The organism is Brevibacterium sp. 91QC2O2 (genome assembly GCF_024580695.1).
GTDB lineage: Bacteria > Actinomycetota > Actinomycetes > Actinomycetales > Brevibacteriaceae > Brevibacterium > Brevibacterium moorei.
Genome location: NZ_JANIJY010000020.1, coordinates 1 through 23611, shown reverse-complemented (window position 1 = coordinate 23611; position 23611 = coordinate 1). Strand labels below are relative to the sequence as shown.

At 66.3% G+C, this 23611-nt stretch carries 16 protein-coding genes, 1 tRNA gene and 2 pseudogenes; 10 read left to right on the top strand and 9 right to left on the bottom strand.

The window, feature by feature from the left end:
• Positions 1-57 precede the first annotated feature (57 nt).
• The 6 genes from NQ036_RS12310 to NQ036_RS12285 are packed head-to-tail and all read right to left on the bottom strand — an operon-like array spanning position 58 to position 8359.
• Positions 58-1992, bottom strand: coding sequence for a protein kinase (locus NQ036_RS12310; RefSeq protein ID WP_257059353.1), 1935 nt, complete (start codon positions 1990-1992; stop codon positions 58-60).
• Complete coding sequence (locus NQ036_RS12305; protein ID WP_257059351.1) at positions 1989-3455, bottom strand: penicillin-binding protein 2; 1467 nt, start codon at positions 3453-3455, stop codon at positions 1989-1991. Before NQ036_RS12305 ends, NQ036_RS12310 begins: the two co-directional genes overlap by 4 nt.
• Positions 3452-5209, bottom strand: coding sequence for an FtsW/RodA/SpoVE family cell cycle protein (locus NQ036_RS12300; RefSeq protein WP_257059350.1), 1758 nt, complete (start codon positions 5207-5209; stop codon positions 3452-3454). The genes NQ036_RS12305 and NQ036_RS12300 overlap by 4 nt, the downstream gene beginning before the upstream one ends.
• Positions 5209-6981 carry a protein phosphatase 2C domain-containing protein gene (locus NQ036_RS12295; protein ID WP_257059349.1) on the bottom strand — a complete coding sequence of 591 codons (1773 nt, stop codon included), beginning with the start codon at positions 6979-6981 and terminating at the stop codon, positions 5209-5211. The genes NQ036_RS12300 and NQ036_RS12295 overlap by 1 nt, the downstream gene beginning before the upstream one ends.
• On the bottom strand, positions 6978-7505 hold the full coding sequence (locus NQ036_RS12290) for an FHA domain-containing protein (protein ID WP_257059348.1): 528 nt from the start codon (positions 7503-7505) through the stop codon (positions 6978-6980). The genes NQ036_RS12295 and NQ036_RS12290 overlap by 4 nt, the downstream gene beginning before the upstream one ends.
• Positions 7502-8359, bottom strand: a complete 858-nt coding sequence (locus NQ036_RS12285) for a DUF3662 and FHA domain-containing protein (protein WP_257059347.1) — start codon at positions 8357-8359, stop codon at positions 7502-7504. Before NQ036_RS12285 ends, NQ036_RS12290 begins: the two co-directional genes overlap by 4 nt.
• Before the next feature lie 317 nt (positions 8360-8676).
• Between NQ036_RS12285 and NQ036_RS12280 the strand changes: the two genes are divergently transcribed.
• Positions 8677-8760: transfer RNA gene (locus NQ036_RS12280), tRNA-Leu, on the top strand.
• Between the two features lie 360 nt (positions 8761-9120).
• Here NQ036_RS12280 and NQ036_RS12275 read toward each other — a convergent pair.
• Positions 9121-9608: pseudogene (locus tag NQ036_RS12275) on the bottom strand (ISL3 family transposase); the annotation flags it as partial.
• A gap of 1313 nt (positions 9609-10921) precedes the next feature.
• Between NQ036_RS12275 and NQ036_RS12270 the strand changes: the two are divergent.
• Positions 10922-12025 (top strand): SIR2 family protein, encoded by a 1104-nt coding sequence (locus NQ036_RS12270; RefSeq protein WP_257059346.1) that lies wholly within the window; start codon positions 10922-10924, stop codon positions 12023-12025.
• 40 nt (positions 12026-12065) lie between these two features.
• Here the strand turns inward: NQ036_RS12270 and NQ036_RS12265 are convergent, their stop codons facing one another.
• Entirely contained in the window at positions 12066-12617 is a 552-nt protein-coding gene (locus tag NQ036_RS12265) for an NUDIX hydrolase (protein ID WP_257059345.1), read from the bottom strand.
• Positions 12618-12712: 95 nt separating this feature from the next.
• On the opposite strand from NQ036_RS12265, the pseudogene NQ036_RS12260 reads away from it, so the two are divergent.
• The 7 genes and pseudogenes from NQ036_RS12260 to NQ036_RS12230 all read left to right on the top strand — a co-directional run.
• Positions 12713-13213, top strand: a pseudogene (locus NQ036_RS12260) (ADP-ribosylglycohydrolase family protein); the annotation flags it as partial.
• A 127-nt stretch (positions 13214-13340) separates the two neighbouring features.
• On the top strand, positions 13341-14303 hold the full coding sequence (locus NQ036_RS12255; protein WP_257059329.1) for an ADP-ribosylglycohydrolase family protein: 963 nt from the start codon (positions 13341-13343) through the stop codon (positions 14301-14303).
• An 86-nt stretch (positions 14304-14389) separates the two neighbouring features.
• The gene (locus NQ036_RS12250; RefSeq protein ID WP_257059327.1) at positions 14390-14932 is read left to right on the top strand and encodes a hypothetical protein; all 543 of its coding nucleotides are present in this window, start codon (positions 14390-14392) and stop codon (positions 14930-14932) included.
• A gap of 70 nt (positions 14933-15002) precedes the next feature.
• Positions 15003-15545, top strand: coding sequence for a Fur family transcriptional regulator (locus NQ036_RS12245; RefSeq protein WP_257059325.1), 543 nt, complete (start codon positions 15003-15005; stop codon positions 15543-15545).
• Positions 15546-15592: 47 nt separating this feature from the next.
• On the top strand, positions 15593-17791 hold the full coding sequence (gene katG, locus NQ036_RS12240) for a catalase/peroxidase HPI (RefSeq protein WP_257059430.1): 2199 nt from the start codon (positions 15593-15595) through the stop codon (positions 17789-17791).
• A gap of 133 nt (positions 17792-17924) precedes the next feature.
• Positions 17925-19298 carry a M20/M25/M40 family metallo-hydrolase gene (locus NQ036_RS12235; protein WP_257059321.1) on the top strand — a complete coding sequence of 458 codons (1374 nt, stop codon included), beginning with the start codon at positions 17925-17927 and terminating at the stop codon, positions 19296-19298.
• The gene (locus tag NQ036_RS12230) at positions 19295-20593 is read left to right on the top strand and encodes an MFS transporter (protein ID WP_257059318.1); all 1299 of its coding nucleotides are present in this window, start codon (positions 19295-19297) and stop codon (positions 20591-20593) included. The genes NQ036_RS12235 and NQ036_RS12230 overlap by 4 nt, the downstream gene beginning before the upstream one ends.
• A gap of 88 nt (positions 20594-20681) precedes the next feature.
• On the opposite strand, the gene NQ036_RS12225 is transcribed toward NQ036_RS12230, so the two are convergent.
• Positions 20682-21872: a PLP-dependent aspartate aminotransferase family protein gene (locus NQ036_RS12225; protein WP_257059316.1), complete on the bottom strand. Its 1191-nt coding sequence runs from the start codon at positions 21870-21872 to the stop codon at positions 20682-20684.
• A gap of 220 nt (positions 21873-22092) precedes the next feature.
• Here NQ036_RS12225 and NQ036_RS12220 point away from each other — a divergent pair, with 220 nt between their 5' ends.
• Positions 22093-23394: an amidohydrolase family protein gene (locus NQ036_RS12220; RefSeq protein WP_257059313.1), complete on the top strand. Its 1302-nt coding sequence runs from the start codon at positions 22093-22095 to the stop codon at positions 23392-23394.
• Positions 23395-23611 lie beyond the last annotated feature (217 nt).

Sequence of the window (23611 nt, the reverse complement as noted above, 5' to 3'; positions counted from 1 at the left end):
ATCGGTCAGTTCCGAATCCTGTAGGGTCATCCTGTCATATGGGACCGGTTGCGGTCCTCAGCCGTCGGAGCCGTTTGAACCCTTGTCGGCCTTTGCGGCCTCACCGTTGTTCCCGGAGCCGCCGTTGTCGGCACCACCCTTGGACGTCGAGGTCCCGGAATTCTGCGACGACCCGTTCGCACTGGAGCTTGAACCCTTCGAGTCGCTCGAACTCGACGAGCCGCTGGACTCCGCGGATCCGTTCGAATCCTCATCCGATCCCTTGGAACCGCTGTCGGAGCCATCGTCGTCGCCGTTGTCATCGGAGGATCCGGAGGACTTCGAGGATCCGCTAGAGGAGCTGCTGCCCTCGGAATCCGAGCCGCCCTCGTCATCGGAGGATCCCGAGGACCGCGAGGAACCGCTGGACGACGAGGACCCGTTCGAGGAGGAGCTGGAGCCCGAGGACGAACTGGAGCCCGAGGACCTGGACGAGCCGCTGGAGGACGAGGACCCGTTCGAGCTCGACGAGCTGGAACCCGAGGATGAGGAGGAGCCGGAGGAGTCGGAATCCGAGGAATCGCCGGTGGAGATCGTCAGGGTGACGGTGTCCCCGGCCTCGAACTCGTATTCCCCGTCGTCGTTCTTGCCCACCCGGATGACGGTGCCGGCCTCCTGGGAGGAGCTGGTCTCTTTGAACTTGGCCTTGAGCCCCAGATCCTTCAATTCCTTGCGGGCGGCCGTCCTGCTCAAACCGATGAAGTCGTCAGGGTCCAGCTTGATGGTCCCCGGGGTCGCCGATGCGCCGGACCCGGGCGTGGCCGTGCCGCCCGAGCGGTTGCCCAGCAGCGCGGTGCCGCCCCAGACGAGCAGCCCCAGTACGACGAGGATCGCCACGATGAGGCCCACGATCGCGCCGGCCGACTTCTTCTTGGGAGCCGCGGGCTCGTCACCGCCGACCGGCAGATTACCCGTCGCATTGGTGGCCGGGTACTGCGCATAGGGCTGATAGGCCCCGGTGTTCACCGACGGGTTGACCGCGGTGGCCGGCGAGTAGGCGGTGGTCGGCTGGCTTCCGGTCGCATTCATCACCGTGGTCGGCGCATCGCCGCCTGCAGGCATCACCGTGGTCGCGGCCTGAGTGCCGTTCGAGCCGGGGTCCAGCTGCGGGACCGCGGCGGCGGCAGCGGGGAAGTCCCCGGCCTTCAACGCGCGGGCGGCCTCGGCCAGGGCGTAACCGCTGGCAGGACGCAGCTCGGGCTTCTTGGCAAGCATGCACTCGGCCAGTCGGCGCACGGGCAGCGGAACCGAATCGGGCAGCGGCGGGGGCGGGGAGTTGACCTGCGCGATCGCGATCTCCACCTGTGACTCGCCCATGAAGGGGCGCTTGCCGACCAGGCACTCGTAGAGGATGATGCCCAGGGAGTACAGGTCGGACTGGGGCACGGAGCCCTTGCCCGTGGCCTGTTCCGGTGCCAGGTACTGGGCCGTGCCCATCACCTGGCCGGTCTTGGTCAGCGGGGCCTGGTCGGCCACGCGGGCGATCCCGAAGTCGGTGATCTTGACCTTGAAATCGGGGGTGATGAGCAGATTGCCCGGCTTGATGTCGCGGTGGACCACCCCGGCCCGGTGCGCGGCACCCAGGGCGGTGCCCGCCTGGGCCACCACCTCGAGGGAATCGGGCACGCTGAGCTTGCCGTTGCGGTCGAGGATGTTCGACAGTGCCTCGCCCGGGACGTACTCCATCACCAGATAGGGGGAGCCGTTCTCCTCACCGTAGTCGTAGACGCCGGCGATGCCGGGGTCCGAAACGGCGCCCATCGACCTGGCCTCCGCACGGAAGCGGGCCAGGAAGGCGGGGTCGGACAGGTACTCCTCCTTCATGATCTTCGCGGCGACGTCGCGTTCCAACACGGTGTCGCGGCCCTTCCAGACCTCGCCCATGCCACCCACGGCGATCTTGCTCGTGAGTTCATAGCGACCGCCCAGCACGGTTCCCGGCTGAGGTCTCATTTATCGATCACCGCTTCCATCATGTCCTTTGCGATCGGGCCGGCCACCCGGCCGCCCGATGCCTCACTGCCCGCATTGCCACCGTTCTCCACGACCACGGCCACGGCGACCTGTGGGTCGTCGGCCGGGGCGAAACTGGTGAACCAGGCGTGGGGATGTCCACCTTCCGCGTGCTGGGCCGTGCCGGTCTTGCCGGCCACCTTGACTCCGGAGATCTGTGCCGATCGGCCGGTGCCCTTGTCCACGACGCTTTCCATCATGTCGGTCAGCTGCGAGGCGGTCTTCTTGCTGATCGCCCGGCCCATGCTCTTCTTGCCCGGCTTCTCGATGACCTTGAGGGTCTTCTGGTTCTTCACCTGCTTGATCAGCTGGGGTTCCATCACCGTGCCCTGATTGGCGATCGCAGCGGATACCATGGCGACCTGCAAGGGGGTGACCTGCACGTCCTGCTGGCCGATCGAGGCCTTGGCCAGCATCGACTTGTCGTCGTTGGTCGACGGGAAGACCGACTTCACGACGTCCAGCGGGATCTGCAGATTGCTCTTCTCGAAGCCGAACTTCTTGGCCTGGGCCAGCATCTTGTCGTAGCCGTTGTCGATGCCCAGATTGGCAAAGGCGGTATTGCAGGAGATGGTCAGGGCGTCCTTGATCGTGGTCGTCTTGCCGTCGCCGCAGGTTTCGCCACCGGCATTGCGCATCGAGTACCTGCCGATGTTGAGCTGATTGGGCGATGCGACGGTCGAATCCTCCGTCTTGCCGGCTTCCAGGGCAGCCGAGGCCGTGACCAGTTTGAAGGTCGAGCCCGGGGGATAGCGGTTGCCGGCGATCGCGCGGTTGTAATAGGCCTTCTCGGGATCCGAGCTGTAGTTCTCCGCCGCCTTGACGGCCGCGTCGCGGTCGTGCGTGGCCAGCTTATTGGGGTTCCAGCCCGGTTTGGAGACCATGGCCAGGATCTTCCCGGTCTTGGGGTCCAGGGCGACGGCCGCGCCCTTCTGGTCGCCCAGTCCGTCCCAGGCCGCCTTCTGCGCCTTGGGGTCGATGGACAGTTCCACCGCGGCACCCCTGGTCTGTTCGCCGGTGAGCACATCCTGGACCCGGGAGAACGCCAGGGCGTCGTCGGTGCCCGAGAGCAGCCCGTTCATTTTGTTCTCCAGCCCCGAGGTGCCCGAGGTGATGGAGAAGTAGCCGGTCAGGTTGGAGTACATGGCGGCCGGGTACTTGCCGGTGCCGTATTCGCGCTGATACTTATAGGCGTCGTCCACGGGCACCGATTTGGCGATCGGGGTGCCGTCGATCAGGATCGGGCCGCGTGGGCGGGACAGATCGTCGATCAGGGTGCGCGAATTGCGTCCATCCGCGCGCAACGAGTCGGCCTGCACGTACTGGAGCACGCTGGTCGAACCGAAGAGCAGACCGAACATGATCAGGACCACGATACTGACGTGGCGCAGTGATTTCATCATCGGTTCTCACCTCCATCGGGGTTCGTCTCCTGCGGGCTGGAGTACGGATCGTAGTTCTCTGCCGGGGATTGGTCGTGGCCCCGCTGTTCGTAACCCTGCTCGTCGAGTCTGTGCTGGGCACGGGCGCGCAGGGCGGGGAAGGCCTCGGTCGCCATGTCCTCTTGCGGGTCGGGGGTGCCATACGGGTCGCCGAGGCCGGAGCCGGCCTGTGCTGCCTGCGACCAGGGGCCGCCCGGTTGGGCGGCGGAACCGGGCGCGTCCTCGGCTACCGCCGGCAGCATGCCGGAATCCGCCGAGGCCCGGGCGGCCGCGCGCTCACTGACGATCGGGTTCTCGCTGGTCACAGGGGCTGCGCGCAGGGAGCCCGCCGGCAGTTCGGACAGGGGGCGACGGGCCGAGTCACTGATGCGCAGCAACAGGCCCAGGATGATCCAGTTGGCGATCAGCGAGGAACCGCCTGCCGCCATGAAGGGCAGGGTCAGGCCGGTCAGGGGGATCAGGCGGGTCACGCCGCCCACCACCGTGAACACCTGCAGGGCCACGGCGAAGGCCAGGCCCGCGGCCAGCAGGGAGCCGAAGCCGTCGCGCAGTTTCAGGGCGGTCTTGAAGCCGCGCTGCACGAAGATCAGGTAGAGCACCAGGATGGCGAACAGGCCAACCATGCCCAGTTCCTCGCCCAGGCTGGTGTAGATGAAGTCGGAGTTGGCGAAGGGCACGATCTGCGGTCGGCCCTTGCCAAGGCCGGTACCGCCCAGCCCGCCCTGGGCCATGCCGAACATGCCCTGGACCAGCTGGTAGGAGTTGCCGACCTTCTTGTCGTACTGTTCGGGGTCCAGCGCGTGCAGCCAGCCGTCCACGCGCTGCTGCACATGGGTGAAGATCCGGCTGGCGAGGAAGGCCACGGCCCCGAAGGCCGCCAGGCCGATGACGATCCAGGTCTTGATGCCGGTGGCGATGTAGAGCATGGCGACGAACATGCCGAAGAACAGCAGGGCGGTGCCCAGATCCTTCTCCACCACCAACACTGCGAAGGCGCAGACCAGGGCGATGGCCATGGGGCCGCAGTCGCGCAGGCGCGGTAGGCGCAGGCCCAGGATCTTCTTGCCGGCCAGGGTCAGCTGATCGCGGTAGGTGTTGAAGTAGCCGGCGAAGAAGATGGCCATGCAGATCTTCGCGATCTCACCGGGCTGGAAGGAATTCGAGCCGATGTGGATCCAGATCCGGGCACCGTAGACCTCCTTGCCCAGGCCGGGGACCATGGGCAGGAGCAGCAGCACGATGCCGGCCAGGCCGAACAGGTAGATCCAGCGGCGCAGGATCCGGTGGTCGCGCAGGAAGAAGATCACCACGCAGGCCAGAATGCAGCCCAGGGTCATCCAGATCAGCTGGTTCTGCGCGGCGTGGGTGGGGTGTTCGCGGCCCAGGGTGGTCTGGTCGATCCGGAAGATCATGGCCAGGCCCAGGCCGTTGAGCAGCACCGCAACCGGGGTGATGATCGGATCGGCGTACTTGGCCCGCCACCAGGTCAGCAGGTGCAGGAACAGGCCCAGGGCCAGCAGCCAGCCGGTGTATTCGTAGACGTTGGCCGGGACCGTGTCCTGGGTGCCGATGCCCACCAGGGCATAGGCCAGGGCGCTGATGCCCACGGCTACCAGGATCAGTATCAGTTCGACCCAGCGGTAGGTGTGCGGCGGGCGCTCCTGCGGCGTGGACTCGGCCTGCGCCGCGTCCACCGCCAAAGGTGCGGCGGACATCATTGGTCACCCCCGCCCTGTGAGGGCGCGGGGTCGTTGGCGGTCGCATCGGTGGCGCCGCCCTTGATGGTATCGCCGGACTGGCTGTTCTGCTGGGCTTCTTCGCGCAGCGATGTGACGATCTCGTCGGCGTTCTGCTTGGAGGTCGCCGGGATCGTCTGGTCCAGTCGTTCTCGGGAGTAGTCGCTGAGGTCCGCGGTCTGCACGTCGGTGGTCTCCGAGAGGTTGCTCAGAGAGAACGGTCCGAGGTTCTGCGATACCCCCGAATAGACGGCCACCCGGCCGTCGGAGGCGGTCACGTAGTACTGCGCTTGCAGATAGCGCCAGCCCAGGAAACCGGCGGCGGCCAGTACGACGATCACCGCGAGTGTGGTGATCGTGGCGACCAGGCCGCGGCGGCGCTTGGGCTCGTGGGGGGCGGGTGCGTCCTCTTCCGTTTCTGCCGAATCGGCGTGCTTGGCGTGTTTGGGCTCCGGGTCCTCGGACTCGTCCTCGGTGCCCGACAGCCGCCAGGCGGGGATCCGGCCCTCGGAATCGGCGTCTTTGGAGTTGGAGTCCGCGGAGCCGGCGGAGCGCGCAGCGGCACGCTGGGAGTCCTGGGCGGACTCGGAGTCCGCCGGTTCGCCAGCGTTGTGGCCGGCGTCGGGCCGCTGTGCCGCGGTCAAGGGCTGGGTGGCCGGCTGGGCGCCGGATTCGCGCCAGGCCCGTTCGGCATCCGCGTCTGCGTCTGCGTCTGCGGAATCGTGTGCGGCGGAGGACGCGGCGGGTTCCGCGTCCTCGGCGGGGGTTTCGGCTGCAGCGGCTGCTTCCGGGGTCTCGGATGCGAGGAAGCCTGGCACGGGTTCTGCCGCCGAGGCCTCGTCAGGCAGGGCGGCCGGCGCCGGTTGGTTCGCCCGGGGCAGGCCGACGGTGTCGTCCTCGGAAGCCTCGTCGACCTCCGGGATCTGCCCGGTGGGAGTGCCGCTGATGCCCAGCCGGGCGTACTGCGGGTTGATCGCCACGGAGCCCACCGCGACACCCGGGGTGCGCAGGCCTGTGCGGTCGGCCGGAACCACATCGCCGATGAGCACGGTGACGTTATCGCCGCCACCGCCGCCCAGGGCCAGGTCGATCAGCGCGTCGGCGCAGGCGCCGGGATCGTCGATCTGCTCCATCCGGGTGGAGATCTCGTCGATGTCGGCGAAGCCGGTGAGGCCGTCGGAACAGAGCATCCAGCGGTCGCCGGGGCGGGCCTCGCGGATGGACATATCGAGTTCGGGGGCCTGGCCCACATCGCCCAGGACGCGCATCACGACGGAGCGCTGTGGGTGGGTTTCGGCCTCTTCGGGGGTGATGCGGCCTTCGTCGACCAGCATCTGCACGAAGGTGTGGTCGGAGGTGATCTGGGTCAGGATGCCGCCGCGCAGCAGATAGGCGCGGGAGTCGCCGATGTGGGCCAGGGCCAGCTGTTCGCCGCTGCGCAGCAGGGCGGTGACGGTGGTGCCCATCCCGGCCAGTTCGGGCTGGGTGGCCACCGTATTGGTGATCCGCTCATTGGCGGTGAGGATGGACGACCGCAGGTTCTCCATCGCGTCGGAGCCCTGGTCCGGGTGGTCGAGCGGCTCCAACTGGGAGACGGTGATGGCGCTGGCGACGTCGCCGCCGGCGTGACCGCCCATGCCGTCGGCGATGAGCAGGAAGTTCGGACCGGCGTAACCGGAGTCCTGGTTGTTCTTCCGTACCAGCCCGGTGTTCGACCGGGCAGCCGTGCGGAGCATGAAATCGTTGGTCACGTGCGAAGCTCCAGAGTCGTGTGTCCCACGGTCAGGGGGACGTTGGTGGGCAGCTGGATGGAGCCGGTCACCCTCTGCTGTCCGAGGAAGGTGCCGTTGGTCGAGCCCAGATCCTCCAGGATCCAGCCCTGCGGGCCGGGGTAGACACGGGCGTGGTGGCCGGAGGCGAAGTCGTCTTCGAGCACGACGGTGTTGTCACCTGCGCGGCCCAGGCTGATCGCCGAGGTGCCCAGTGCCACCGCGACACCCACCAGGGGGCCCGAGGTGACGACCAGTTCGCGCGGCATGGCCGCCGGTGCCGGTGGTGCGGGCGGGGCGGTCTGGTGCGCCGGTTCCTGGCGGGGCTGCGCCGGGGCGGCCGCCGGTTTTCCAGAGCGTGCGGCCTTCTTCGCCGCGCGCGCGGCGCGGCGCTTGCCCCGCGGGGAGAAGATGTCCTGGCACAGCACGACCGCGGTGATCAACACGAACAGCCACAGCAGGACGAAGAACCCCAGGCGCAGGGTGACGACGGTCAGCTCAGTCATTGCGCTCCGGTTTCCGTCTGATGGAAGGTCACGTGGGTGTCGCCGGCGACCAGGGTGACGCCGTCTGTCAGGGTGATGCTGGTGATCGGGCGGCCGTCGAACAGAGTGCCGTTGGTCGAACCCAGGTCACTGGCGGTGGCGTGGTTGCCGTCGACGGCGATCTCGAAGTGGCGCCGGGAGATTCCGGGGTCGCTCAAGACGATGTCCGCGCTGTTCGAGGAGCGGCCGAAGACGGTGGTGCCCTGTTTGAGGTTGTAGCTGCGATCGCCCACGTCGACCGTGAAGAAGTACTTGCATCCGGTGGCGCCGGCCGCGCGCCGAGCGGCGGCTGCGGAATCTGCGGGACCGGGGTAGGTGTTGCCCTGCCCGGACCGCACGCGGTTCTCCTGGGACTGCTCATAGGCCTCGGCGACGATCGGGTTGGCCCGCGATGGCGGGTCGTAGCCGCCCCGGTTGGCCGGCTGGGCCGCGGGCGAGCCGTCGGGGCGCCGGGTGGTCGCGCGGACGCGGTACATGCCGGTGTCCAGGTCGTCGGCCATTTCGAAGGACACGGTGATGGGTCCGACACAGCTGTAGCCCTGTTCGGCAGCGTGTTCTGCGACGACTTGGCGCAGTTCGGGGCGCAGGTCGTCCTCGATGGGCCCGAGGCGTTCGTAGTCGCCTTGGGACAGCTCGATGACATAGCTATTGGCCGTCAGCGTGCGGCCGCGGGAGACCACGGCGGCGCGGGTATCGCTTTCCTTGCGCAGGGCGCCGGCGAGTTCGACGGGTTCGACCTGGGACCGGAAGACCTTGGCGAAGGCCCCGTTGACGAAACGTTCGATGCGCTTCTCAAAGCGATCCATGACGCTCATACAGCTCGCCTCCTTCCACAGGGTCCGGTGGCCCACGGTACCGATGACTCGGTCCCGTCGACCGCCTGTACGTACACAGACTTCAAGAGGTCCCGGCAAACGGGACCTGCTCTTTACTGGGTTCATGGTACCGGCTGAGGCTGAATACAGCGGTAAAACAGCCTTCTTGAGTAGGTTTTACCAGGGGCTCAGGCGATTTGACAGGGTGTGGAAATCGTCCTGCATGTGTGTTCTTCGTCTCAGTGGGGCTGTGGGGCGGATTTTCGGGGGTTCTCGATTTTGCGGCGGGGTCCCGGCTGTGTAATGTATTCCTTGTTGCGCGAGTGGCGGAATTGGTAGACGCGCTGGCTTCAGGTGCCAGTGATCGCAAGGTCGTGGGGGTTCAAGTCCCCCCTCGCGCACGGTGTGAAAATGGTCCGGCAGATGCCGGGCCATTTTTGTTTTCCGGGCTCTGCTGCCGCGTTTTGTACCCCCAGTCCTATTTTGGTGCCGGCTACGGGGGTGTCATAGGACTGGGAGTAGAACATGCGGTGGGGCAGTGCCCCATAGACTCGGCCTGAGCGCTCAAGGCCGTTCTGCGAGGGTCCTGGTCACTGTGGTGGTGTCACGAAGATAGCTGGCCAGTTCGGGTAGCAGCAGCTCGGACAGGTGAAGTATTCCGCAGTGCGCGTCGGCCAGGTCGCGGCCGGGTCTGTTTCCGAAGAGTGGCTCATGATGCGAGGCACGGTTTCGAGCTGTATTTATCGTCGTGAGGGTTCGTTCACACCGGTGAAGCGCTCCGGTCTGTTGGTGAGCACCCTGCGGTCCTCAGCAAGGACTGCGGAACTGGCGGTATCCCAGGACGCTGTCGGACTCTCGGCAACACAAACGACGGTGAGGTGTTGGCAGACGATTTCCTCCAGCGCCCACCGCAGTCCCGTCCACGACAGCTTCGTGCGCGGTTTGGCAGTAGCGCTCATATCCTGCCGCCAGACGGTCCGCATTCTGTGCACTTATACCGGCGGACGTGCAAAGTGGTCGGTCGCCAGCCTGACAGTTGGTGGGCAAGCCTGCGCACCAGCATGTCGCGTGGAGTACTGGGAGACCCGCAGCGGTGGCACTAGTCGTCTGGCTCGACGACGGTACACGAGATGATCGCCTGGTCCGGTGCAAGGTGCTGGCCAACAGCACGTAGGCCGAGTCTGGTGAAAGTCGTGAGGTCGACACGCCTATTCCTGTTGGATACTCCTCTACACCCTCTATCCGGAATAGTTGAGACTTCTTTGAAATGCCCGGAATAAGACGTATGTTTCTGTATTTCCTTGTAGCCGTTTTAATGTTCGTTGACGTGTACGGAAAATACGGCATTCATGCCATCATCGGGATGGTAACTCCAAGTCACCCGGTAGTCTCCCCACTCGTCTTCCTGTCGGCCATCGAGGGCGCGGGTATGTGCCATTTCCTCAGTGACGGAATCGGGCATCTCTAGAAAATTCCCGAGGCAGCGCAGGTCATCGAAGTCTTCAGCACCATGCTTTCCGATCCCGTCAAAACTGACGGATTGTCCGTCGCCTGCAACTGCCGCGATATCGGAAGCTCCAAGGTCACATTGGTCTACTGCATCGGCAAGACCTTGCCGGGCTGTTTCTCTCGGATTGTCAGCGGAGGAGCTCCAAACTCCTTGTAGGACGACGACTACTGTAGATGCGAGGAGCCCGACGATGAAACCACAGGTGCCCCATATGATGTGTTTTGGTGGTTTCCAAGAGGTTTGATCGGGAGAAGACGCAACCGGTCGAAAGCCTGGGGCAGTGTAGCCTTCCGTGAACTTGGCTGTGGGAGGCACTACCGGCTGAGGAGGCACTGTGCCGTTTGGGATGTATGCATTGGAGCGTGCACCGTTGTGGTTGGACGATGTGGCCTGGTCGTCTGGGCGGGGACGGTCGGACATGGTGCCTCTGCTTATAGTTTTGATGTGGGGACTGGTACAAGACAAATGCTACTCGCTATCTCAGACACGAGCCCGCGCGTGTTCGACGCGTCGGCGTACGGAATAGGGTGACGGTAGATTGGGGTGCTCACTCGAAGAAAGTAGACCAATGGTGACCCCGCATGTGTTTGTGACCCGTGGAGACCTGACGCACGTAGCCTGTAGCGCCTGGATGGTGCCGACGGATCAGACGTTGAGCGTACGCCGACACTGGCGCAGGGATAACTCGGAACTTGAGAAGGCTATCGCGGGCTTTCACAATGAGGACTTCTTGTCAGGGAGCACTAGTGCGGCAGCGCCTGATTCCTGGCCGGGGCCCGGTCCACTGCCGGTGTTCACCGCGGTGCCCTTCTACAGGTTTCGGGATGCCGACGAGTTCGCACCGATCATTGACGAATTCGCGGCTGTCGCTCGACGAGCGATCGACCGCAGCATGGAGTACCAGACAGAGGCGGGCCAGGGGGATGGGCAGCTGTGCGCTATTGCACGGGCGCCCTCTGCCGTTGCTGGCAATGCCAGTATTGGGGGCCAGCGGTGGTGGCGGGGCCGCGGTCATCGGCGACCTCATTCAGACCATCCTGAAAGCTGCAGTAATGGCGGCGGAACGGTACCAGGTCGACATCGTGCTGGTCGTCCGCGACGCAGCCCAGCTGGCACTGGCCCAGCGGATTCGGCGAGCGAATCCGGGGACCGGCTGGTCGGAGCTCAACGGCGAGCTGAAGGCGATGGCCGGCGACCTGGCGAAGGATACAATCGCTGGGAAGATCGTCCCATTTATGGGCGCGGGCGTCAGTATGTCTGCAGGAGCCCCCAGCTGGGGCGGCCTGGTGGATGATCTGGCCGTCGGCGCTGGTCTGACTGATAGTGAGCGCGAGAGGCTGTCCGGGAAGAACGTGCTGGACCAGGCAAAGATCCTGCTCAGCGTCTATGGAGATCAAGCGAAGTTCAACCGTGCCGTGGCTGGAATCGTTGAAGTGGACCGATACGGTCTGGCACCGACGCTGTTGGCTTCGCTTCCGCTGGAACAGGCCATCACGCTGAACTACGACACCCTCTTCGAGAAGGCCAGTGAAGACGCGGGAGCACCCTGTGCGGTCATCCCCAGTATGGACGATAGGGGAACGGATGACGACGCTACCCGCTGGCTGTTGAAGATGCACGGCTCTGTGACCGACCAGGACTCGATCGTGCTGACGCGCGATGACTACCTGGGTTTCGACGCCAATCGGAATGTGCTGGCTGCCCTGGTCAAGGCAAGCTTGGTGACCAAGCGGTTGGTGCTCGTCGGCTTCGGCCTGGGAGACGATCACTTCCATCAGATCGTGCACGATGTGCGGGCCGTCGAACCAGGCAAGATCTCACGGAACGCAGTTGCGCTGACGCTGTCGCGTGATTCCTTGGACGAACGGATCTGGGCCGGGAAGCTGCAGCTATGCCCCGTTGCGCCGGAGGGCACCGATCCGGGAACTGCGGGACGAATTCTGGAAATGTTCTTGGACTATGTGCTGGCGCTGTCCACAGATAACCGGGAGTACTTGCTGGACAAATCCTTCGCATCGCAGCTGACCGGAGAGGAACGAGCCATCAAGAATGGTCTGCGCGAATTGCAGAAAGCGTTGAACGCGGTGGGGGAGGAAGGCGTTACGGCCACTGCGGTGCGGGATGCAATCGGAAAGTTCGGAGGCTTCGGCAAGTAGCGTCGGGTCCGCCCGGACCACGGCGTCGGCCGTCAGGAATCTACCCCTCAACCCGCCTGAACAACCGTGCTGGCTTCCCCACGGTCCCGCCCTCCAGCCTTCCGGTGTCCTCGACATGCTTCGACATGGCCCGGCGGAAGGTGTCCTTCTGGGCGGTGCCGGGGTCTACTGCCTTGTGGAGGCGGTGGAGCTCCAACATGGTGAACTCGTCGGCCAGCATGTGTCCTGGGTCCGGGCGTTCGGCGTAGTCCTGTCGTAGCTGTTGCACGGCGCGGGCCACAATCTGATCGTGGTCGAAATCCAGGCCCGAGGCACCTGCCGCGGGGATGATGCGGCAGCGGGCCATGGCCTCGGCGGGAAGGGCCACCATATGCGCCACGGAAATCACCCAGCCGCGATCATCACGCCCCTGGGCATCGAAAACGTGCAGCTGCTGCGGCATCCTGCCGGTGATGCCGGCCTTGTCGCGCAGAGCCCTGGCCACCGCATCGGCCAGGGACTCGCCTTGATGCAAAAAGGTGCCGGGTAGGCGGAGTCCGCCCTCGTGTTCGACGACGACCACGCCCAGCCGATCCTCGGCAACCGTGAGCACTGCAGTGTCCACCGCCACCGAAGGCCGGGGGTATTCGTCCAGGGTCTTGCCGTGGGAGTCCCGGTAGGGCTCGGTGTGATCGCGCTGCCGGTGCCATGGTGGGAATGGCCTGCGGCGATGCGCTGGGCGCTGGATACGAATTCGGCGGACCCTACCCGGACCACATGCCCATCGAGATGAAGGGCGGCGGAGCCTTCGACTGGGAACCCGGCGAATGGACCGACGACACCTCCATGGCCATCCCGTTGCTGACCTTGCAAGACCGGATGCGCAGCTACTGTCTGGACCCGGTCGTGGAACAGTCGATTGACTGGGCCCGTGACGCTAAGGACGTCGGCAACCAGACCCGCGCGGTACTGGGCGACGCCCGGCGGCGGTCCAGTGGAGCCTCGGTCACGGATAGGGGAGTCGAGGACGAAGGGTCGGCGGCCAAAGCCATGGCCGCCGCAGCCGCCTATCAGCAGCACTTCCCTGACGCGGCCGGCAACGGCTCGCTCATGCGGACCGTACCCGCGGGGCTGGCGGGCTTGCACGGTCCCGGTGCCGTCTACGCCCAGGAACAGAGCGCACTGACGCACCCGCACCAGGACGCCCGCGAGGCCTGCGCCCTGTGGAGCTCCGCGATCACCCACGCGGTGCTCACCGGGGAGCTGGACATCCGGGTGGGGCTCTACGACACGGACTTCTTTCACAACACGGTCAGCAGCGGCGGCGTGGACGATGATGCGGAGCTGGCAGAGCGCACTGAAACTCTGGGAATCCCGCATCGCCGAGGCCGAGGTCAACCCGCCCACCCACTTCTCCCGCAACGGGTGGGTGGTCCACGCCCTCCAAGCGGCCTGGTCGTCCATCGTGCACACAGGCGACCGGGCCGATAACGACCCGCGCCACCTGCAGCGCGCCCTGGAGCTGGCCGTGCGCAGCGGCGGGGATACGGATACGGTCGCGGCGATCGCCGGCGGGCTGATCGGCGCGACCTACGGCGTCAGCGCAGTCCCCCTGGACTGGAAGCGGGCCATCCACGGCTGGCCGGGCTGGCGCAGCGAGGAACTGATCGAAAACGCCATCGAGCAGGCAGGCCTGGTTGAGTATTCGGAAGAAGATTCGGAAGTAACGGACAACCTCTGGCCCCAAGTCGACCGGATGAACTATTCGGCCTGGGACAGGATCACCACCTGTGTGCAGGACCCGCACGATTCCGGTCTGTACTTAGGCGGCGTCCGTGCCTTGGACGATCTGCCCCGCGAGGTGGACGCAGTCGTATCGCTGTGCCGTATTGGCCGGAAACAGGTTCCGGCCCGGGTTTCGCGCGAGGACCGCGTGGCCGTCTGGCTGCCCGATGCCGGCGACCCCGCGGGTAGCGCCCACATGGACTATGTGCTCACACAGGCCGCGGACATGGTGGCGACCCTGCGCGCGGAAGGACACACAGTGTTGCTGCACTGCGTCCAGGCATACAGTCGCACGCCCACGGTAGCCGCGCTGTACGCGGCACGGCACCTGGGCGTGGACCCGGACCAGTCCATGGCCCAGGTTGTGTCTGCACTGTCCGGCGCCCACCCCACCCCAACCCCGCATTCAGGGCTGCGTACCGGCGGATCACGGGTGGGGCCTCGGGGGCGGGCAATGCGGGCGTGGCTGGTAAGGCGGGTGCGGTGGGGTGATGCGGGTCCAAGACAGCGGTGAGACAGACTATGCGCTCTAAGTCGGATCTCCTAGATAAAGTGGCAGCGAAACTGGGAAACCTGCCCAGGGAATAGGGGAGTAGCTCCGTGATGATCGAACCCGGCGGGCGCCCTGAGGCACAGCTGCTGGTCCTAGCCCTACAGCTGACGGAGGCGGACACCCGCATTAGTGCGGGATATCGGGTAGTAGACGTGCACACCCTGCGGGACTTCATCGGCTTCGCATTGCCCAGCGGGCAAAGCCTCGACGACGGATCCGACGGTGAGGCCGGCGGTGGAGACGCAGTCCACCACGTGTTTCCCTACGGCGTCCGGTTTCAGCTGCTGCAAGCTCTGGAGACCCAGGCTGAACCCAGTGACGACCCCAACTCGCCCTGGACTCAGGCACTGGCCGGACTCCGGGAGGACGTCGCCGATGCCAGCGCTGACGATCGCCCCCGACTCGCACGAGCCCTGACCTACGCCGAAGCGCTCGACGACGCCCTGTCCGGTGCCAGCACGCGCGAGGAGTTCTTACTCTGGTTGAGTGCGCGGGCCAACCGGCTGGGGCGGGTCCATGGCAGCCCTGGTTTCGCCGTAGCCGCGCAGCACGTGGATGCATTCCTGACAGGTAATGGGTGCCCCGACTGAACGTGGCCCAACCCAAAAAAACCTCCCCAAACCCCTTTTTTGAATGACTCAAAAGTTGTACACTGAAGACATGAACAGAACGACAACCCCGGACGCATTGGCCGAACGCCTGCGCGCCGGTGGCCTGCGGGTGACCGCGGGGCGGGTTGCCGTGTTGGAATACCTGGACGGCCATCATCATTGTTCGGCCTCCGATATTCACCGGGCGCTGGGTGCGGAACTGCCCAGCCTGTCCCCGCAGTCCGTGCACAACATCGTGGGCGACCTGTCCCACGCCGGACTGCTGCGCCGTTTGGACCTCCCGGATTCCGGTGGGGCCCTCTACGAACCGGCGGTGGGAAACAACCACCACCATGTGCAGTGCGTAGTGTGCGGCCGGATCGAAGACGTCGCGTGCGTCGTCGGTCAGGCCCCCTGCCTGCGTCCGGATCACGATCACGGCATGCGCATCCTGGAGGCCGCGGTGACGTTCCGCGGCATCTGCCGGGACTGCGAAACCCAGGAATCCCCGGAACTCCGGGACACCTCGGAACCCAAGGAAACCCCGGAAACCCGGGACCCACAGTTCCCCCACGAATCAACAGCTTCCACTCATCACGAGGAAAGGAAATAACAGTGACTACTGATGTCAATGGTGCAGAAGCCGGCAAGTGCCCGGTCATGCCCAGCGTTGTGGACTACAAGGGCGCCGGTGCGGACAAGGCCGCGGAATTCGGCACCACGAACCGTGACTGGTGGCCCGAGCGTCTCAACCTGAAGATCCTGGCGAAGAACCCCGCCGTGGCCAACCCCAACGGCGCGGACTTCGACTACAACGCGGCGTTCGAAGCCCTTGACCTGGACCAGGTCAAGGCGGATATCGACAAGACCCTGAGCACCTCGCAGCCCTGGTGGCCGGCCGACTTCCAGTACTACGGCCCGTTCATCATCCGCATGGCCTGGCACTCGGCCGGCACCTACCGCGTGTTCGACGGCCGCGGTGGCGGCGGCACCGGTCAGCAGCGCTTCGCCCCGCTGAACAGCTGGCCCGACAACGGCAGCCTGGACAAGGCCCGCCGCGTGCTGTGGCCCGTCAAGCAGAAGTATGGCAAGTCCCTGTCCTGGGGCGACCTGATGATCCTGGCCGGCAACGTCGCGCTGGAGCACATGGGCTTCAAGACCTTCGGCTTCGGCGGCGGCCGCCCCGAAGCCTGGGAACCGGACGACGACGTCTACTGGGGCTCGGAGAAGTCCTGGTTGGGCACCGATGAGCGCTACACGGAGGAACGCCGGCTGGAGAAGCCGCTGGGCGCCTCGACCATGGGCCTCATCTACGTCAACCCGGAGGGCCCCGAAGGCCAGCCGGATCCGGCTGCCGCGGCCTCGGACATCCGCGACACCTTCGGCCGCATGGGCATGAACGACGAGGAAACCGTCGCCCTGATCGCCGGTGGCCACACCTTCGGCAAGACCCACGGCGCCGCCCCCGACGGCGAACACAACGGTCCGGAGCCGGAAGCCGCTCCGATGGAGCAGATGGGCCTGGGCTGGAAGAACGATTTCGGTGAGGGCAAGGGCAACGACACCATCACCTCGGGCATCGAGGTCACCTGGACCTACCACCCGACCCGCTGGGACAACGAGTTCTTCCACATCCTGTTCGCCTACGAATGGGAATGCGTCGTCGGCGAGGGTGGCCACTTCCACTGGCGCCCGAAGGACGGCGGCGGCTCCGACATGGTGCCGATGGCACAGGGTTCGGGCCGTCGCGAGCCCCGCATGCTCACGACCGACATCTCGCTGCGCGTCGACCCGGCCTACGAGAAGATCTCCCGGAAGTTCAAGGACGACCAGGCCGCCTTCACCGACGCCTTCGCCCGCGCCTGGTTCAAGCTGACCCACCGCGATATGGGTCCGAAGACCCGTTACAAGGGCGCCGAGGTTCCGGCCGAGGACCTGATCTGGCAGGATCCGATCCCCGCGGCGGACTACAAGCAGATCGACTCCGCCGACGTCGACGCCATCAAGGCCAAGATCGCCGAGTCCGGCCTGTCCGTGTCCGAACTGGTCTCCACCGCCTTCGCCGCCGCAAGCTCCTTCCGCGGCTCCGATAAGCGCGGCGGCGCCAACGGCGGCCGCATCCGTCTGGAACCGCAGCGCAGCTGGGAAGTCAACAACCCCGCACAGCTGAACAAGGTCATCCCGGTGCTCGAGGGCATCCAGGAGGCCTTCAACGCCGAGGCCACCGACGGCAAGCAGGTGTCCTTCGCCGACGTCGTCGTCATCGCCGGCAATGTGGGCGTGGAGCAGGCTGCCAAGGCAGCCGGCTTCGATGTCACCGTGCCGTTCCACGCCGGCCGTGTGGATACGACGCAGGAACTCACGGACACGGACATGTTCGAGTACCTGAACCCGGCAGCCGACGGATTCCGCAACTACGAATCCGCCCGCGCGCAGGGCCAGCCGGCGGAATACCTGCTGGTCGACCGCGCCAACCTGCTGAACCTTTCGGCTCCGGAGATGACCGTGCTGCTCGGCGGCATGCGCCAGCTGGGCACCAACTGGGACGGCTCCGACTACGGTGTGCTGACCGATAAGCCGGGCGTGCTGACGAACGACTACTTCGTCAACCTGCTCGACATGAAGTACTCCTGGAAGCCGCTGGATCCGGGCTCGCACGCCTTCGAGGCGACCGAGGACGCGACCGGCGAGAAGGTCTTCCGCGCCACCCGCGCGGACCTGGTCTTCGGTTCGAACTCCGAACTGCGCGCCGTCGCCGAGGTTTACGCCTCCGATGACGCCAAGGAGAAGTTCGTCAACGACTTCGTGGCCGCCTGGGCCAAGGTCGCCGAGCTGGACCGGTTCGACCTGCACGCCTGAGCTAACCTAGCCCCGGCGTACTCCAAAGCGATCCCCGCACTCCGAACCCTTTCAGGGGTTCGGAGTGCGGGGGTCGCTTTGTTCTTCCCACCTCGCTGCTCACCTGCATGAACGCCGGTGGGAAAATGGGAGGATGAGTACTCCCATTGATCGAATCATCGAAGCTCTGGACCGTCGCGTCGCCATCGCCACGGAGAGCCAGGCCGGCAACTGCCGGGAGAACATGCTGCACTATCTGAATGCGGAGATCATCCCGGAACTGACCGCCGCGGGCTTCACCGCCGCCGTCCACGAGAACCCGAAATCCACCGAACACCCGCTGCTGGTCGCCCAGCGGATCGAATCGCCCGACCTGCCCACCGTGTTGCTCTACGGCCACGCCGATGTGCAGTTCGCCCACCCCGAACAGTGGCGCTCCGGCCTGGACCCCTGGAAACTCACCCGCGAGGGCGACCGGCTCTACGGCCGCGGCAGCGCCGACAACAAGGGCCAGCACACCGTCAACCACGTCGCCCTGGCCGACACGATCGCCGCGGCCCCGGACAACCGCCTGGGCTACAACGTCACAGTGCTCCTGGAAACCGCGGAGGAATCCGGCTCCCTGGGCCTGCGCGCCTTCGCCGAGGCCAACCGGGACCTGCTGGCCGCCGACCTGTTCATCGGCTCCGACGGCCCCCGCTACGCAGCCGACGCCCCGACGATCTTCCTGGGCTCGCGCGGCTGCGCGACCTTCGACCTCGTCTGCGATCTGCGAGAGGGCGGCAACCACTCCGGCAACTGGGGCGGCAAACTGCGCAACCCCGCCACCGTCATCGCCGCGGCCATCAACGCCCTGGTCGACGGCACCGGCCGAATCCGCCCCGCCGCCCTGCGTCCCGGCCGCATCCCGGACTCCGTGCGCGCCACCATCGACGCCCTGCCGGACCTGCCCCCGGCCCCCGACGACCCCGCGGTCGACCCCACCTGGGGCGAACCCGGGCTGACCCCCGATGAGAAGGTCCTGGGCTTCAACGTCCTGGAGGTCCTGGCCTTCACCGCCGGCGACCCGGACGCCCCCGTCAACGCGATCCCCGGCTCCGCCCGCGCGGTGATACAGCTGCGCTACGTGGTGGGCACCGACGACACCGACCTGGCAGGCGCGGTCCGCCGGGCCCTGGCCGACGCCGGCATCACCGGGGTCGAGGTCAGCGCCGGCGAGCAGATGAACGCCACGCGCCTGGATCCCGAGGCCCCCGCGGCCCGGGCGGCCGCGCGGGCGGTGCGCACGGCCTCGGGCACGGATGCGGCGATCGAACCGAACCTGGGTGGCACCATCCCCAACGACGTGTTCGCCGAGGTGCTGAACCTGCCGACGGTCTGGCTGCCGCACTCCTACCCCGGCTGCAATCAGCACGCGCCCAATGAGCACGCGCTGGTTTCGATCCTGGAATCCGGCTACGCCATCATGCGCGAGGTCTTCGCCGACCTGAGCCGCAACCCCGCCGACTGGTTCGGCGATAGGGCATGAGCGCACAGACCGCAGCGCAGAACCCTGAAGCCCCCACCGGCAAGCAGCTCAAACCCTGGAAGATCATCCTGGCGTCCTGCGTGGGCAATGCGCTGGAATGGTACGACATCGCAATCTACGCGTACTTCTCCGTCTACCTGTCCAAGGCGTTCTTCCCGTCGGACAACGAGTTCGTTTCCCTGCTGCTGACGCTGACGACCTTCGCCCTGTCCTTCTTCATCCGGCCCATCGGCGCCCTGGTGCTGGGCAGCTACGCCGACCGGCACGGGCGCAAACCCGGCCTGACCATGACGATCACGCTCATGTTCATCGGCACGCTGATCTTCGTCGTGACCCCGCCGGCCCACATGATCGGGCTGGCAGCACCCCTGCTGATCATCGTCGCCCGGCTGATCCAGGGCTTCGCCGCCGGCGGTGAGTTCGGCGCGGCCACCGCGCTGATGATGGAGCACCTGCCGGACAAGAAGGCCTTCGCCGCCAGCTGGCAGTTCGCCTCCCAGGCGGTTTCCACGATCGTCGCCGCCCTGATCGGCGTCTTCCTCACGACGTCCCTGAGCGCCGAGGCCCTGGAATCCTGGGGCTTCCGACTGCCCTTCCTGATCGGCCTGCTGGTGGGACTGGCCGGCCTGATCATCCGCCGACACGTGCCCGAATCGCCCGAGTTCGACAAGAACAGGGCCCCGGAATCCGGCTGGCAGGCCGTCAAGGAGGTGTTCGCACACCAGAAGCTGCGGATGCTCATCGCGATGGGCGTGCTGGCCGTGTCCACGTGCCTGAACTACATCATCACGTTCATCCCGACCTTCGCGGTGAAGAACCTGGGCCTGGGCCCGGAGACCGGTTTCATCGCGGCCCTGGCCGGTGGCATCGTGCTGTTCATCTTCAGCCCCACCGCCGGGATCCTGGCCGACCGGACGAACCGCTTCCTCATGATGGTGCCCGCCGGCCTGGCCATCCTGCTGTGCGTCTACGGCATCTTCGCCTGGGTCCAGGCGGTTCCGCTGCTCATCGTGCTGGTCATCCTGGTCAGCGTGCTGTCACTGTTCAAGGCGTTCTACTACGGGCCCATGGCATCGGTCATGGCCGATATCTTCCCGGCCGAAACCCGCGGCACCGGCCTGGCGTTCTCCTACAATCTGGGCGTGGCGATCTTCGGCGGGCTGACACCCACGATCGCGCTGTGGCTGACCCAGGTCACAGGCGAGGCCAAGTCCCCGTCGTACTGGGTCATGTTCTCCGCCGCGCTGAGCCTGGTGTCGCTGGCTGCCTGCTGGAAGAAGTACGGGATCAAATAGATTCCAGCCCCGCCCGTAGCCCCGCCTGCAGGGCCTGGGCGAGTCAGTCTGACCGATCGGCGAGTTCAGTGATCGCCAATGGTCGATTTCAGAGCTGACGGATAGTAGAGTCCAGCCCCGCCTGCAGGGCCTGGGCGAGGTCGGCCAGGAGGTCGGCCTCGTCCTCCAGGCCGATGGCCAGGCGGATCACGGCCGGGTCCACGGCCAGCTCGGTGTCCGCCAGCACCCGGTGCGTCATCGAGGCCGGATGGTCGATGAGCGATTCGACCCCGCCCAGGGACTCGGCCAGCGTGAATACCCGAGTGTTGCGACAGACCTCGGCGGCCAGTTCCGGACTATCGGCCCGAAAGGACACGACCCCGCCGAAGCCGTTCATCTGCCGGCAAGCCAGCCCGTGGCGCGGGTGCGATTCGAGCCCGGGGTAATAGACCTCGGCCACCCCCGGCCGCCCCTCCAACCAGCGGGCCACGGCCAGCGCATTGGCGCAGTGGCGCTCCATCCGCACCGCCAGCGTCTTGACCCCGCGCAGCGTCAGCCAGGTGTCGAAGGGCGCCTGCCCCACCCCCGAGTTGAAGATCCAGCGCTCGATCCGTTCCGCGGCCTCCCTGGTGCGCGGGGAATCGGTACGCAGCAGGACCGCCCCGCCGATCACATCCGAATGCCCGCCGATGAACTTCGTCGTCGAATGCAGCACCACGTCCGCGCCCAATTCCAGCGGCCGCTGCACATAGGGCGAGGCGAAGGTCGAATCGACGACCAACAGCGCGCCCGCGGCATGGGCCCGCGCCGCGATCGATTCGATGTCGAGGACGTCCAGACAGGGATTCGAGGGCGTCTCGATCCACACCAGCGCGGCACCGTCAGCCAGCACCCTGTCCAGGTCCGCATCATCGGTGGTGTCGACGGTGACGATGCGCACGCCCCAGCGGGCGTACTCGTCCTCGGCCAGGCGCACGGTGCCGCCGTAGACATCGCGTGGCAGCACCAGGGTGTCGCCGGGGGACAGCAGGGCGCTGAGCACGGCGGTCTCGGCGGCCATCCCGCTGGCCACCGCGGCGCAGAAGTCCGCGCCCTCCAGCCCGGCCAGGGTGTCCTCCAACGCGGTGCGGTTCGGATTGCCCGCCCTGGCATAGTCATAGGGCCCGCGCATCACGCCGGGGGACTCCATCGCGAAGGTCGAACTCAGGTACAACGGCGCGACCACGGAACCGAAGGCATCGGTATCGGCCGCGGCCGAGGCGTGGATCGAGCGGGTGGTGAAGCCGGGTGCGTAGGTCATGGTGAGTCCTCCCTGTCGGATGGGTGAACCCCAGTGAACACCTCCGGCCCCGTGATGTGTGACGGTGATGACATACGGAGTCACCCGACGTCACACGTGACGTCACCCGACGTCATACGCGGCGGCTCGGCGGCCAGGCGCATTTGGTAGGTTGGAACCCGGTCAGAAGTGATCTCCAACCGATCCAATACCGATCTCATAACCTAGGACGTGAAGCACCGTGAACCCGGTCCGCCTACCAGCCACTCCAGCCAATACCGATGAATACCGCCTCACCGGCGTCACCCTGATCGACGGTACCGGGGCACTCCCGGTTGAAAACGCCACCGTCGACGTGGCCGCCGGACGCATCGCGGCGGTCTACGCGGGCACCGAGGCGCCTGCGACCTCGGCCCCGGTCTACGACCTGACCGGCAAGTTCCTGCTGCCGGGCTTCATCGACGCGCACGTCCACTTCAGCCTCAACATCGAGGCCCCCGCAGCCGAGGTCGAGGCCCGGTTCCCCGGCGAGTCCGCCTTCGAAGCCGCCCTGGTGGCTCGCAAGACCCTGTTCGCCGGCGTTACCACGGTGCGCGACCTGGGCGGTCAGGACCCCAGCCTGCGCAATGCGGTCGCTCGCGCGCAGATCATCGGCCCGCGCATGCACCTGGCGCTCGCGGCCCTGTCGCCCACGGGCGGCCACACCGATGCCCACCTGGCCAACGGCGTGCACTCCGGGCTGTCGGCCACCGTCGCCGGTGTCAACCCCGTGGTGGACTCCGATGACGAAGTGCGCAAGACCGTGCGGACGCTGGTGCGCACCGGCGCCGACGCGATCAAGGTCTGCGCCACCGGTGGCGTGTCCAGCCCGTCCGACACCCCGGACGATGTGGGCATCGGCGCCCACCAGATCGCCATCATCGTCGAGGAGATGGCCAAGCGCGCCGGCCAGCCCGTGGCGGCCCACGCACAGGGCCCGGTGGGAATCAAGGAGGCGATCCGCGGCGGTGTGTCCAGTGTGGAGCACGGCTACGGCATCGACGACGAGGGCATCGACCTGATGCTGGAGAAGGACACCTTCCTGGTGCCGACCCTCTCCAGCGCGCTGCGCGTGCCGGATCCCGCCCTGGTTCCCGATTACCTGTACCAGAAGAAGGTCAAGTGGTCGGCGATCGCGCGCGAACGCGTGACCGCTGCGATCGCGGCCGGCGTCAAGGTCGCCACGGGCACCGATTCGGGCATCTGCCCCCACGGTGAGAACCTGATGGAACTCAAGCACCTGGTGTCGCTGGGCATGAGCCCGCTGGACGCGATCACCGCCGGCACCCGCAATGCCGCGCAGCTGCTGCGCCTGGACGGGGACCTGGGCACGGTCGAGGCCGGGAAGCTGGCCGACATGGTCATCACCGACGTGGATCCGCTGGCCGACATCGCCGCGCTGGCAGACCCGGCGAATGTGCGCGTTGTCCTGCAGGGCGGCCGCAAGGTCAAGGACACCGACTCGGCGCTGCCGGGCCTGGACCTGGCCCAGTCCGCCTTCTGAGAACCGGGCAAGCTTCGGACCCTCCCGGTGAGCAGTCACTTTGGTCTGGTCCCGCCCTGATTCGCAGGCGATTTGGTCTGGAATCCGGGCGGCGGTTTCAGGGTGCTAGTGCAACACCACTGATAAGTTCATCCAGTCTCTCACGAGGCGTACGGAACTCAAGCGTCCGCCGCGGACGATCATTCAGGAGGTCCTGCATCTGCAGGACCTCCTGATC

Coding starts and splice junctions, on each gene's coding strand:
- NQ036_RS12310 (WP_257059353.1), bottom strand. CDS start 1,992: ATGAGACCTCAGCCGGGAACCGTGCTGGGCGGTCGCTATGAACTCACG.
- NQ036_RS12305 (WP_257059351.1), bottom strand. CDS start 3,455: ATGATGAAATCACTGCGCCACGTCAGTATCGTGGTCCTGATCATGTTC.
- NQ036_RS12300 (WP_257059350.1), bottom strand. CDS start 5,209: ATGTCCGCCGCACCTTTGGCGGTGGACGCGGCGCAGGCCGAGTCCACG.
- NQ036_RS12290 (WP_257059348.1), bottom strand. CDS start 7,505: ATGACTGAGCTGACCGTCGTCACCCTGCGCCTGGGGTTCTTCGTCCTG.
- NQ036_RS12285 (WP_257059347.1), bottom strand. CDS start 8,359: ATGAGCGTCATGGATCGCTTTGAGAAGCGCATCGAACGTTTCGTCAAC.
- NQ036_RS12270 (WP_257059346.1), top strand. CDS start 10,922: ATGGCGGCGGAACGGTACCAGGTCGACATCGTGCTGGTCGTCCGCGAC.
- NQ036_RS12255 (WP_257059329.1), top strand. CDS start 13,341: ATGCGGAGCTGGCAGAGCGCACTGAAACTCTGGGAATCCCGCATCGCC.
- NQ036_RS12245 (WP_257059325.1), top strand. CDS start 15,003: ATGAACAGAACGACAACCCCGGACGCATTGGCCGAACGCCTGCGCGCC.
- katG (WP_257059430.1), top strand. CDS start 15,593: ATGCCCAGCGTTGTGGACTACAAGGGCGCCGGTGCGGACAAGGCCGCG.
- NQ036_RS12235 (WP_257059321.1), top strand. CDS start 17,925: ATGAGTACTCCCATTGATCGAATCATCGAAGCTCTGGACCGTCGCGTC.
- NQ036_RS12230 (WP_257059318.1), top strand. CDS start 19,295: ATGAGCGCACAGACCGCAGCGCAGAACCCTGAAGCCCCCACCGGCAAG.
- NQ036_RS12225 (WP_257059316.1), bottom strand. CDS start 21,872: ATGACCTACGCACCCGGCTTCACCACCCGCTCGATCCACGCCTCGGCC.